General features: G+C 34.1%; 9 protein-coding genes. 4 read left to right on the plus strand and 5 right to left on the minus strand.

The features are described from left to right. Nucleotides 1–23 precede the first annotated feature (23 nt). From I5M07_RS01740 to I5M07_RS01755, 4 genes are all read right to left on the minus strand, one after another. Nucleotides 24–2,417, minus strand: a complete 2,394-nt coding sequence (locus tag I5M07_RS01740; RefSeq protein ID WP_200104469.1) for a glycoside hydrolase family 31 protein — start codon at nucleotides 2,415–2,417, stop codon at nucleotides 24–26. Nucleotides 2,418–2,612: 195 nt separating this feature from the next. Next, nucleotides 2,613–4,520: a 1,4-alpha-glucan branching protein GlgB gene (gene glgB, locus I5M07_RS01745; protein WP_200104470.1), complete on the minus strand. Its 1,908-nt coding sequence runs from the start codon at nucleotides 4,518–4,520 to the stop codon at nucleotides 2,613–2,615. 39 nt (nucleotides 4,521–4,559) lie between these two features. Continuing rightward, on the minus strand, nucleotides 4,560–5,840 hold the full coding sequence (locus I5M07_RS01750; RefSeq protein ID WP_200104471.1) for a glucose-1-phosphate adenylyltransferase: 1,281 nt from the start codon (nucleotides 5,838–5,840) through the stop codon (nucleotides 4,560–4,562). After that, the gene (locus I5M07_RS01755) at nucleotides 5,837–7,252 is read right to left on the minus strand and encodes a glycogen synthase (protein WP_200104472.1); all 1,416 of its coding nucleotides are present in this window, start codon (nucleotides 7,250–7,252) and stop codon (nucleotides 5,837–5,839) included. Before I5M07_RS01755 ends, I5M07_RS01750 begins: the two co-directional genes overlap by 4 nt. A gap of 318 nt (nucleotides 7,253–7,570) precedes the next feature. Here I5M07_RS01755 and msrB point away from each other — a divergent pair, with 318 nt between their 5' ends. Next, complete coding sequence (gene msrB / locus I5M07_RS01760; RefSeq protein WP_200104473.1) at nucleotides 7,571–7,960, plus strand: peptide-methionine (R)-S-oxide reductase MsrB; 390 nt, start codon at nucleotides 7,571–7,573, stop codon at nucleotides 7,958–7,960. 2 nt (nucleotides 7,961–7,962) lie between these two features. Beyond that, nucleotides 7,963–8,619 carry an endonuclease III domain-containing protein gene (locus I5M07_RS01765; RefSeq protein WP_200104474.1) on the plus strand — a complete coding sequence of 219 codons (657 nt, stop codon included), beginning with the start codon at nucleotides 7,963–7,965 and terminating at the stop codon, nucleotides 8,617–8,619. Here I5M07_RS01765 and I5M07_RS01770 read toward each other — a convergent pair. Then, a complete protein-coding gene (locus tag I5M07_RS01770; RefSeq protein ID WP_233621907.1) occupies nucleotides 8,603–9,277 on the minus strand; it encodes an META domain-containing protein in 675 nt (224 codons plus the stop codon). The two genes, I5M07_RS01765 and I5M07_RS01770, sit on opposite strands and share 17 nt — an antisense overlap. Before the next feature lie 370 nt (nucleotides 9,278–9,647). Between I5M07_RS01770 and nirB the strand changes: the two genes are divergently transcribed. Both nirB and nirD read left to right on the plus strand, forming a co-directional pair. Continuing rightward, on the plus strand, nucleotides 9,648–12,155 hold the full coding sequence (gene nirB / locus I5M07_RS01775) for a nitrite reductase large subunit NirB (RefSeq protein ID WP_200104475.1): 2,508 nt from the start codon (nucleotides 9,648–9,650) through the stop codon (nucleotides 12,153–12,155). Nucleotides 12,156–12,294: 139 nt separating this feature from the next. Next, the gene (gene nirD / locus I5M07_RS01780; protein ID WP_200104476.1) at nucleotides 12,295–12,672 is read left to right on the plus strand and encodes a nitrite reductase small subunit NirD; all 378 of its coding nucleotides are present in this window, start codon (nucleotides 12,295–12,297) and stop codon (nucleotides 12,670–12,672) included. Nucleotides 12,673–12,683 lie beyond the last annotated feature (11 nt).

Below are 12,683 nucleotides of genomic sequence, written 5' to 3' on the forward strand. Positions count from 1 at the left end.
TTTTTTATACTCAAATTTAATAATTATTCTCCTATTATGCGTAATGAATTAAACTCTTTAGGAATAATTAATACATTTTCGAAAGTAGAAACATCAAAAACAGTAGGCGCATTATCAATCTCAATTCCCGTAACTTTAAATGGTAAACCAATCAAATTAATGCGGTATTTGGTGTAAGGTGTTTCAAATTTTCCTTCCTTATGAAGCTGAATAATAAGATCTTTAGGTCGGCCGGTAGTTTGAAAAGACAAATAACTAAACCTTCCTTTTCGGTGGTCGTAACCGTCGTGTGCATCTTCATAAACTTGCGATTTTTCCTTTCCTTCAAAATAATAAATATCTAAAGTTAATTCGTCAAATTCAATTTCGCCCACATACTGTTGTATGGGATATTTCGGAATTATAGCACCCGCTTTTACAAAAACAGGAATTTCATCATATTTTGTATCCACCCAAACTTCTTTACCACCAGCTATATATTCATTTGTCCAGTAATTGTACCAATTTCCTCTCGGAACATACATCCTTCTTCCTACAGCATTAGGCTCCAAAATCGGGCAAACCAAAATCTGATTTCCAAAAATAAATTCATCATTTCGGTAATGTGTCTGAATATCATCTTGATCAAAATATACTAATGGCTTCAGCATCGGTACTCCGTCTTCGATGTATTGCCAAAACATGGTGTATAAATACGGTAATAATTGGTATCGTAAATTGATGAATTTTCGCGTAATATCGATTACTTCTTCGTCAAAAGCCCATGGTTCTTGATTACCATGATCACCAGAAGAATGGGTTCGGCAAAAAGGGTGAAAAACACCTAACTGAATCCAGCGTGTGTATAATTCGCCCGTAGGTTGTTCGGCAAATCCGCCAATATCAGAACCTGTAAAGCTCATGCCCGAAATACACATACGTTGCACCTGAATGTTGGCAATCCATAAATGTTCCCATGTTGCCACGTTATCACCTGTCCAAGAAGACGTATATCGTTGTGTGCCCGAATAAGCAGAACGCGTTATAACAAAAGGTCGTTTTGGATACGAAAATTTCTTAACACCATGATAAGTGGCTCTTGCCATTTGCATTCCGTAAATATTATGCGCTTTTCTGTGGCTACAAAAATTTCCATCGTAGCTATGTCTAACATCCATCGGAAAAGTTTTATTCGGAACTTCCATTACGGCAGGTTCATTCATATCGTTCCATACTCCTTTTACGCCAATTTCCGAAATCAATTCCTTAAACAACCCAGCCCACCATTGGCGTACTTCGGGATTGGTATAATCGGGAAAATTACATTCGCCAGGCCAAACTTTTCCTTTCATATAAGGACCATCGGCTCTTTTGCAGAAATAATCTTTTTCTAAAGCTTCATTATAAACCCAATAATTTGGGTCGATTTTAATTCCGGGGTCAATTATTACCACGGTTTTAAAACCTTCCTCAGTTAATTCGGCCACCATTCGTTTTGGGTCAGGGAAATAATCTTTATTCCACGTAAAACAGCGAAAACCGTCCATGTAATCAATATCCAAATAAATAGCATCACACGGAATTTTAAGTTCTCTAAATTTGGAAGTGATTTCTTTTACTTTACTTTCGGGATAATAACTCCATTTACATTGATGGTAACCCAACGCCCAAAGTGGCGGCAATTCGGGTTTTCCGGTCAAATCGGTATAAGTGGTAATAACTTCTTTTACTTCTGGTCCATAAATGAAATAATAATTCATTTCACCACCTTCAGCCCAAAAACTAGTGATATTGCGGCGTTCTTGACAAAAATCAAAAAAAGAACGAAAGGTATTATCAAAGAAAATTCCGTACGCTTGTTTGTTGTGCAAACCGATATAAAAAGGAACCGATTTATACAATGGTTCTTGGTCTTTTTGGTAAGCATATTGATCCGTAGCAAAATTTTCTAAACGTTTGCCTTTTAGATTCATTTGAGTTGCTTTATCACCTAAACCATAATAACATTCACCTTCTTGTGCGTGTTTGGTTGTCTTTACGATATTACCTCCAAACTCATAATTTTCCTCCCAATGAAACCCCAATTCATCTTGCAAAATGATAGTGTCATTCAAGTCATAAATGGTAATACGCAAATCCGATTTTTTAATATGACATTTGATTTTGCTGGTTAAAATTTCGTAGTATTCCGTTTCTTCCTTTACCGCTAAATGATTGTAACCGTGCGAATGACTTTTATCAATTGCATAAGAAAAATCTTTGCTAAAATAGCCTTTGGTAGTAAATCGAAAACGAAGCAAGCTATCGCGTAAAATAGTTACTCTTAAAATTACCTTGTTATCTGTATAAAAATTAACCGAATCTACTTCATATTCAAAAGAGACAATTTTTGAGGGGTACAAATCGCCTTTATATTCTAATTCTGTATTTGTGATCATAGTAACTGATTTTAAATTATAAGAGCATTATCTCACTCAAACTTACAAAAAAGCAAGTTAAATTCTTAAAAAACGAACAAAAAACAACGAAAACGTTATAAATACTAAAAAACAATTAATTTTCAATTTTTTCTATTGATTACACAAATCAGGCTCGAAAAAATAAGAATAAGTTAGTTTTGATATTTTTTTCATTTATTTAATTTCAAAAACAACTACAGCAAGTGGCGGTAATGTTAACGAAACAGAAAAATCTCTGCCATCATAAGCTTGTTTTTCGGTTTTTAGTTCATTTGTATTTAGAACATTACTACCACCGTATTGTAAAGCATCGCTATTGAATATTTCTTTAATTTCCATTTTATTAGGCAAACCAATACGGTAATTATGGCGAATAACAGGCGTAAAATTGCAAACGATGATTAGACTATTTTTAGGATGTAATCCATGTCGCATAAAAGAAATAACAGCATTATCGTGGTCTGAATAATTGATCCATTCAAAACCGTCGTATTCAAATTGTTTTTCGTGTAAAGCAGGCTGATTTTTATATAAAAAATTCAAATCTTTTATCACATTTTGAATTCCTTTGTGATAGTCGTATTGTAGTAAATGCCAATCTAAACTTTGTTGAAAATTCCATTCTTCGCTTTGACCAAATTCGCCTCCCATGAATAATAATTTGGTACCCGGATGCGCAAACATATAACCGTATAATAAGCGAAGATTTGCAAATTTTTGCCACTCATCGCCAGGCATTCGGTTTGCAATTGATTTTTTTCCGTAAACAACTTCATCATGCGAAAGCGGTAGCATAAAGTTTTCTGAAAAAGCATATTGCATCGAAAAAGTCAAATCATTTTGATGAAATTTTCGATAAATAGTATCTTTTTGAAAATAATCTAAGGTATCGTGCATCCAACCCATCATCCATTTCATACCAAAGCCCAAACCGCCTACAAAGGTAGGTTTTGAAACCATCGGGAAAGAAGTACTTTCTTCTGCAATAGTTTGAATTCCTTCAAAATTGCCGTAAACTGCTTCATTAAATTCTCGTAAAAAACTAATGGTTTCTAAATTTTCATTTCCACCAAAAATATTAGCTTCCCATTCGCCTTCTTTTCTAGAATAATCCAAATACAACATTGAGGCTACAGCATCTACTCGAAGTCCATCAATATGATACTGTTGCAACCAAAAAAAGGCATTGCTAATCAAAAATGAGCGAACTTCGTTACGACCATAATTAAAAACCAAGCTCTTCCAATCAGGGTGATAACCTTTTCGTCTGTCTGGATGTTCATATAAATGTGAACCATCAAAAAATCCGAGACCGTGACTGTCTTCTGGAAAATGTGACGGAACCCAGTCTAAAATTACGCCAATACCTGCTTGATGTAATTTATCAACCAAAAACATAAAGTCTTGTGGTTTTCCAAAACGGGATGTTGGCGCAAAATATCCTACCAATTGATATCCCCAAGACGGATCATAAGGATATTCCATAACAGGCATAAATTCAACATGTGTAAAACCCATTTCGAGAACATACGTTACCAAATCGGTGGCAAAATCTATGTAACTCAAAAAATCATTACCACTTCCCTTTCTTTTCCAAGAACCCAAATGAACTTCATAAACCGAATAAGGTTTCGTTAAATCATTATGCTGTTTGCGGGATTGCATCCAGTTCGAATCTTTCCATTGGTAATCCAAATTCCAAGCAACCGAAGCGGTTAATGGTGCTTTTTCACAATAAAAAGCAAAAGGATCTGCTTTTTCGGTTACTAGTCCATTATTATTAGATTCAATTTTATATTTGTAAAGTGTTCCTTGATCTAAATTTGGAATAAAACCTTCCCAAATTCCCGAAGAATCCCAACGAACTTGCAAGAGATGTTCGCCTTGTGTCCAATAATTAAAATCGCCTACCACAGAAACCGAATGAGCAGTTGGAGCCCAAACGGCAAAATAAACGCCTTTTACACCATCTACTTCGGCAAAATGTGCCCCCATTTTTTCGTATAAGCGGTAGTGTTTTCCAGCTTTGAATAAAGCAATATCAAAATCAGTAAAAAGAGAATACGTAATAACTTTATTCATAAATATTTTTTAAAGGAAAGCGTTGGGATTATGTGTTTTTTATTCAATTTTAAAATTATCAGGAAGCACCACTCCTTTTTTAATAACTATAATTCCGTCTTTAATACTATACATCGTAGCAGTTGAGTCTTCTAAATGGTTTCCTCCAATGATAGAAACGCCATTTCCGATACGAACATTTTTATCAATGATAGCATTTTTAATGTAGCAATTTTCTCCAATACCCAAAAGGGCTTTATTATTAGCGATATCGTCATTGATTTGGTCTAAATCCTGATAAAAATCGTTGCCCATAACATAGCAATTTTCAATAACAGTACCTTCTCCGATTCGGGAACGAATACCGATCAGCGACTTTTTAATTTCTTTTGCATTTATGATACAACCTTCGGAAATTAGGGAATTATTAATTAACGAATTTTTGAATTTAGAAGGAGGTAATAATCTTGGACGAGTGAATATTTTATTATCATTATCGAATAAATTAAATTCGGGCACATCATCTGTAAGTCCAATATTGGCTTCAAAAAACGAATCAATATTTCCAATATCGGTCCAATATCCTTCGTATTGATAACTTAAAATTTTATATTTTTCAACTGCTTGCGGAATGATTTCTTTACCAAAATCTTTTGTGCCTTGGTCGGCCATAATATCTTCTAGCAACTTACGGTTAAAAATATAAATTCCCATAGAGGCCAAATATTTTTTTCCTTTGGCAAACATTTCTTCGCTCACGGCCGATTCCCATTGCGGTAAAAGAGCAGTTTCTGGTTTTTCGATAAAAGCTTCTATGCAACTATCTGCATTACTTTTTAAGATACCAAAACTTGGGGCATCTTTAGCATTAACGGGCAAAGTAGCAATTGAAATATCCGCTTTACTATTAATGTGGGCTTCTAACATTTCGTTAAAATCCATTTGATACAATTGGTCACCAGAAAGAATTAAAGCATATTCAAAATCGTGTTTTACAAAATACGGCATGCATTGACGTACGGCATCGGCTGTGCCCTGAAACCATGTTGGATTATCAGGAGTTTGTTCTGCAGCCAAAATATCTACGAATGATTCGCTTAATACACTAAAATTGAAAGTGTTTTTTATATGGGCATTTAACGATGCTGAGTTAAATTGAGTAAGTACAAATATTTTGTAAATATCTGAATTCATACAATTTGAAATTGGAATATCAACCAAACGGTATTTTCCTCCTATAGGGACTGCAGGTTTTGAACGAGTTGAAGTTAGTGGAGCTAAACGAGAACCTTGACCACCTCCTAAAATAATTGCAATAACATCTTTCTTTTTACTTTTCATATTATATTAATTAATTGGTAAGTTGTTATATAATCTTGGCAAACGCTTTCCCAAGAATGGTCGGTTTGCATCCCTTTACTAATGATTTTATCCAAAAGATTTTTGTCTTCGTATAAGCCGATTGCTCTGTTTACCGAATAACAAATATCTTCTACCGAGGCTTGCTGGTGGCAAATTCCGTTTCCATTATCACCAAAATCGGTAATGGTATCCTGTAAACCTCCTGTTCTTCTTACTATAGGAACAGTTCCGTAACGCAAGGCATACATTTGATTTAGTCCACACGGTTCTACCCTTGATGGCATTAATAAAAAATCGGCTCCTGCATATACTTGATGCGCCATCGTTTCGTCATATCCAATAAATGTATTGTAATTGCCTGGGAAAACCGTTACTAAATCTTTAAGTTGTTGTTCAATTTCTGACTTACCTGAACCTAAAACCAAAAAATTCGCATTTTTTTCCTTTTTTAAAATTGTAGCAACCGTTTCGGGCAATAAATCGCCTCCTTTTTCTTCAAATAAACGACCAATAAAGCCAAACAAAGGCAGATCCGGATTCAAATTAAATTTTTCGCATAAAAAAAGTTTATTCAGATTTTTGCCTTCGTTAACCAAATTCAAATCATAATTGGCAGCAATCATAGTGTCTGTTTTCGGATTCCAAAATTCAGTATCAATACCATTTAAAATTCCTTTCGATTTATATGAAACAGCCGTAAATAACGATTCTAAACCATTTGCAAAATGACAAATTTCTTGTAAATAAGAAGGAGAAACGGTGGTAACAGCGTGGGCACATTTTACACCAACCGCCAAAGAATTAACACAATTATCCCACTCCAATAACCGTATGTGAGTTTTATCAAATTCGGGTAAATAATCTATTTTGTCAAAACCAAATTGCCCTTGGTACAAACCATTATGAATAGTTAAAACCGATTTTACGTTTTGTAATTTTTTGTATTTATAAGCCAATTGCATCAAAAAAGGAATTAAACCTGTGTGATGATCGTGGCAATTGATGACATCCGGAATTTCGTTTATTGAGGTTAACCAATCTAAAGTCGCCAATTGAAACGATATAAAACGTTCAATATCATCCTCAAAGCCGTAAATTCCGCTACGGTCAAAGAATTCTTTTATAGAAATCAGATATAAACTAAATCCTAATTTTCCTGATCTTTCTTTTAAAACCTGAAAAGGGTACGTTTCTTTTCCAAGGATTACCTCATTTTCAAAAACAATTTCAAAATGATTTTCATTTCTAAATTTAGTTTGATATGCCGGCATAATCACAGCCGATTCGTGCCCCGCTTTTTCTTGGTATTTGGGAAGCGCACCCACCACATCGGCCAATCCACCAACTTTGGCCATAGGATAACATTCGGCACTTATATGAACAATTTTCATGCTAACGATTTGGAGGTTTGAGTTAATTTTTTGTAATAGTTATGCTTTTGTTTTTTCTAAAATTAAGAAAAAAATACTACAAAAGTGGCTTATTGAAATTTTTATCAAAAAAGCAAAAATGTAAAGTATTGCTACAAATTCAGCAAAAAAGGCATCCTTAATTTTACTAACTGTCAAAGAATTACTTTAATAAAATATAAAATGATCGGATTTGTTTATAATGAATTGAAAAACGTATGAAATCTTTCTAATAAAAAGAAGTATGATTATGTGTTGAGTTTGTTCTAAAAAATCAATAATTTTATAAAAAACATTAAAATGAAATACAAAACCGAAAAATCAGAGCAAGAGTGGAAAGAACAGTTAGGAGAAGAACGTTATCAAATTCTACGATTAAAAGGAACTGAATATCCGCATTCGGGAAAATACAATTTGCATTTTGAAAAAGGAACTTATTGTTGTGGTGCCTGTGGAGAACCCTTATTTGAAAGTAATACCAAGTTCAATGCGCATTGTGGTTGGCCTTCTTTTGACGAATCAATTCCAGGGAAAGTGGAATATAAAACGGATTTGAGTCACGGAATGAAACGAGTAGAAATACTTTGCGCCAATTGTGGAAGCCATTTGGGACATGTTTTTGATGATGGACCAACTCCAACCGGACAACGTTATTGCGTGAATTCATTATCGATTGATTTTAAAGAATAAAAATGAATTTATTTAAGGGAAACGAGAATTGGGAAGATAAATTAAAACCGATTTTAAATAAATATAGTCGTAAAAAACATCCTTTAGAGTACCAAAATACATATCAACTTTTGGTAATGGTTGTCTTATCTGCTCAAGATTCAGATGCAAATATTAATAAAATAGCACCTGCCCTATTCGAAGTTTTTCCGAACATGAAAAGCCTTTCTGTAAGCAATGTAGAGGAATTACTACCATATATTGCAAAGGTTAGAAATTACACAACAAAAGCCAATTGGTTGATTGAAATAGCTCAGGAAATAAAAGAAGACAATGCTATTCCGATGAATTTAAAAGATTTAATTGCTTTAAAAGGCATTGGTAGAAAATCGGCTAATGTAATTTTACACGAAAGCCAAAAACCAGCCGAAGGTATTATAGCCGATTTACATGTAATTCGAGTAGCGCCAAGAATTGGAATTATTCCAGAAACAAAAGACGGACTAAAAGCTGAAAAATTACTAATGGCGGCAATAAAACGTTCTATTTGGGATGAAATCGGTATGGCAATTTCCTTTTTAGGAAGAGAAACTTGTAGACCAAAACCAAAATGTTACGAATGTTTAATTACAGAACATTGCAGTTACTTTCGACAAACGAAACTTAATCCACTTTTCTAAAAACCAACAAATCACCCGATGGATTGGAAAGTGTCAAACTATTTTGTTCTATTTTATACGCAGTAGCACTTTGTAAAGCTTGTAAAAAGGCAGTTTCTTCGTTGTTAGGCAAACACATTTTTAAAGTAGTTATGACATCTGTAAAACGTAATAATTTGTTTTCGGTAAAAATTTTTCCATTTACCGTATTGCAACCGGCATATCCCATAAAGGTGTTTTCGGCGTTGTTAATTTCGATATAAGGCTTTTGTTTGGCAAAATTTTCGCTTGTAACTTTTTTTCCTTTTAAGTAATCCAAAGACCAAATATCATGTAAGCGGTAATCGGCAATATAATTTCCGCAGCCGTTTAAAAGTTGGTATTCTTTTTCGGTATTTTTTTTAATATCAGCTCGTACACTATATGATGATACTTTATCAGCCATCGTATCCGAACATTCTTTTTGTGATATGGTAATGTTTAGTGATACATCATTATTCTTTAATCTATACGTTTTTACATTCGCATCCATTACACGAATTGGATCTACATGATCAAACTGAACTTTCTCAAATCCTTCAATTAAAGAAGTAAAAAGAATTTGATTATTTGCAATTTCGATATTCCAAAAAGGCTCGTTCCCTCCTGCTTTAAAATAAGGTTTAACAATTTCCTTCATTACAGATTCATTATAAGTAGTATTGTTATTCTCAGTATCACGATAAATAGTTTTTGACTTACAACTAACTAAAAGCAAGTTAAAAATAAGTATATTTAGTAAGTAGCCTTTCATTTTCATACGTATGGGTTTTTTATTTTACAGAAAAAAATTACAATAATAAACATTCTCTTCTGAATTTTTAATAATACACAAGATAAACATTTCTTAATAAATTAAGCAAAATGCTTGTGTTTTCTGTACATGAACTGCTTTTTTAGTAAAAATACGTATTTATAATGAGTCCAAATACTTAAAAAAATTAAAATTAAGTATTTATATATAAGTAAAACTACTTATATTTGCGTAGTAATACTTAATTAAAGAAGCCATGATTAAAGTTATAGTAGTTGGAAACGGTATGGTGGGTTACAAGTTTTGTGAAAAATTTGTTTCGAAACCTGGACAAGAGCAGTATCAAATAACTGTATTTGGAGAAGAACCAAGACGCGCTTATGACAGAGTGCACTTAAGTGAGTATTTTGGAGGAAAAACGGCTGAAGATTTATCACTTTCAACATCGGAATGGTATGATGAAAATGGTATTAAATTAAATACTTCAGAACTCGTTACGGATATTAATAGAGAGAAAAAAATAATTGTAACGCATTTAGGAAACACATATACGTACGACTACTTAGTACTTGCTACGGGCTCGGGTGCCTTTGTGCCACCAATTCAAGGGGTAGAAAAAGAAGGTGTTTTTGTATACCGTACCATTGAAGACTTAGATGCTATCATGGCGTATGCCCAAAAAATAAAACGAAATGGCGCAACCGAAGCAGCTGTATTAGGCGGAGGTTTATTAGGCTTGGAAGCTGCGAAAGCCGTTCGTGATTTGGGTTTAAATGCACATGTTGTTGAATTTGCACCTCGACTAATGCCAAGACAATTGGATAAAGGGGCAAGCGATATGTTGCAATCAAAAATTGAAGAGTTAAATATTGGGATTCATCTCAATAAAGTGACACAATACATTGACGGCGATCATGCTATTACTGGGATGATGTTTGCCGAAAATGAATTGTTAAAAGTTGATATGTTGGTTATATCTGCCGGAATAAAGCCGCGTGATGAACTAGGAAGAGTATCGGGACTCCAAGTAGGGACACGCGGTGGCGTTGTGGTAAACAACAAAATGCAAACTTCAGATCCTTATATTTATGCTATTGGAGAAGTAGCTTTATATAACGAAATGATTTATGGTTTGGTTGCGCCAGGTTACGAAATGGCTGATGTGGCTGCTGAACAAATTTTGAAAAACGATAAATTAATGCGAGACACCATTGATATGTCGACACAATTAAAATTAATTGGTGTTGAAGTAGCAAGTTTCGGAGATCCATTTATCGAAAATGAAGAGGTTACCGCTATTGTTTATGAAAACAAATTCAGTGGTATTTACAAAAGAATTAATGTTACCAAAGATGGTAAACAATTATTAGGCGGAATTTTAGTAGGTGATTCTAGTGATTACAACGGTTTATTCCAAATTTATAACAACGGAATGGCATTGCCTAAAAATCCTGAAGATTTAATTTTAGGTTCAAGAGGTGGAGAAAGTTCGTCTTTTGGTAGTGCTTTAGACTTACCCGATTCTGCTGTAATTTGTTCTTGTGAAAATGTTACCAAAGGTGCTATTTGTGGTTCTATTACCGATGGCTCATGCGAGTCTCTAGGTGATGTAATTAAATGTACAAAAGCGGCAACAGGCTGTGGTGGTTGTAAACCAATGGTTATCGATTTGGTAAAAGCTGCCCAAGTTAGCATGGGTAAAGAAGTAAAAGATGTAATTTGTGAGCATTTTGCCTTTACGCGTCAAGAGTTATTTGATATTGTAAAAATCAATAAACTGACTAATTTTTACGATGTAATTGATCATCATGGAACGGGAGATGGTTGCGAAATTTGCAAACCTGTAGTTGCTTCTATCTTTTCAAGTATTTATAACGATACCGCTAATAAACACACTACTACTCAAGACACTAACGATAGATTTTTAGCTAATATTCAACGTAACGGAACCTACTCTGTTGTACCAAGAGTTGCGGGTGGTGAAATCACTGCCGAAAAATTAATCGTTATCGGTGAAGTGGCTAAACAATTTGATCTTTATACCAAAATTACAGGTGCACAACGTGTTGATTTATTTGGTGCCCATGTGAACGATTTACCAGCAATTTGGAAAATTCTTATCGATAATGGTTTTGAAAGCGGACATGCTTACGGTAAATCTTTAAGAGCTGTAAAAAGTTGTGTCGGAAATGCTTGGTGTCGTTACGGAATGGATGATAGCGCCGGATTTGCAATCGAATTAGAAAACCGTTACAAAGGAATTCGTTCTCCGCACAAAATTAAAGGTGGTGTTTCGGCTTGTATTAGAGAATGTGCCGAAGCGCGTGGTAAAGATTTTGGTTTAATTGCTGTTGAAGGAGGTTGGAATTTATACATCTGCGGTAACGGAGGTGCAAACCCAAAACATGCAGTTTTATTGGCTGAACAAATTGATAAGGAAACTGTAATCAAATATATGGATCGCTTTTTAATGTATTATATAAGAACAGCTGGTCCATTAATCAGAACTTCGACTTGGTTAGAAAAATTAGAAGGCGGAATTGAATATTTAAAAGAAGTAATTATCGACGATCGTTTGGGAATTTGCGAAACGCTTGAAAACGAAATGCAACAATTGGTTGGAACTTTCGAATGCGAGTGGAAACAAGTACTTGAAAAACCAAGATTATTAAAACGTTTCAGTCACTTTGTAAATAGCGATGACAAAGATGATAATATCGAATTTGTTCCTTTAAGAGATCAAAAAATGCCAAAACCTTGGTAAAATCATAATCAAAAAAAAAATAAAAAATACCATTTTAAACTTTTGCTGTCCTCTTACCCTCTTCTGTACTGCGCCATCAAACTCTCACAATTGATTGTACAAAGAGGGATAAGAAACAGATAAACCAACACTCAATATTATGGAAGATATCTTAAGCCAATACAAAACTGTACAACCTGAAGATGCCAAAATCTGGTTCAAAGCAGGAACTATCGAAGATTTTCCAACCAACCGTGGCGGATGCATCAAATACAAAAATAAACAAATTGCGGTTTTTAACTATTCCCGAAGAAACGCTTGGTATGCTTGTCAAAATGCCTGTCCTCATAAAATGGAAATGCTTTTATCAAGAGGAATGTTAGGTTCTTCTGAAGAAACCCCAAAAATTGCTTGTCCAATGCACAAAAAGACCTTCTCATTAGTAGACGGTAGTTGTCTTAGTGGAGAAGATTACAGCATTGCAACTTACCCTGTAAAAGTAGTAGGAAACGAGGTATTTGTTGGCTTTTTAGATTAATTATAATATCT

This window comes from Flavobacterium agrisoli (assembly GCF_016522065.1).
GTDB lineage: Bacteria > Bacteroidota > Bacteroidia > Flavobacteriales > Flavobacteriaceae > Flavobacterium > Flavobacterium agrisoli.

What these genes read in the sequence shown, in the direction of transcription:
- I5M07_RS01750 (WP_200104471.1), bottom strand. Translation starts at nt 5,840, where the DNA reads ATGAAAAGTAAAAAGAAAGATGTTATTGCAATTATTTTAGGAGGTGGT.
- nirD (WP_200104476.1), top strand. Translation starts at nt 12,295, where the DNA reads ATGGAAGATATCTTAAGCCAATACAAAACTGTACAACCTGAAGATGCC.
- msrB (WP_200104473.1), top strand. Translation starts at nt 7,571, where the DNA reads ATGAAATACAAAACCGAAAAATCAGAGCAAGAGTGGAAAGAACAGTTA.
- glgB (WP_200104470.1), bottom strand. Translation starts at nt 4,520, where the DNA reads ATGAATAAAGTTATTACGTATTCTCTTTTTACTGATTTTGATATTGCT.
- I5M07_RS01770 (WP_233621907.1), bottom strand. Translation starts at nt 9,277, where the DNA reads ATGAAGGAAATTGTTAAACCTTATTTTAAAGCAGGAGGGAACGAGCCT.
- I5M07_RS01765 (WP_200104474.1), top strand. Translation starts at nt 7,963, where the DNA reads ATGAATTTATTTAAGGGAAACGAGAATTGGGAAGATAAATTAAAACCG.
- nirB (WP_200104475.1), top strand. Translation starts at nt 9,648, where the DNA reads ATGATTAAAGTTATAGTAGTTGGAAACGGTATGGTGGGTTACAAGTTT.
- I5M07_RS01740 (WP_200104469.1), bottom strand. Translation starts at nt 2,417, where the DNA reads ATGATCACAAATACAGAATTAGAATATAAAGGCGATTTGTACCCCTCA.
- I5M07_RS01755 (WP_200104472.1), bottom strand. Translation starts at nt 7,252, where the DNA reads ATGAAAATTGTTCATATAAGTGCCGAATGTTATCCTATGGCCAAAGTT.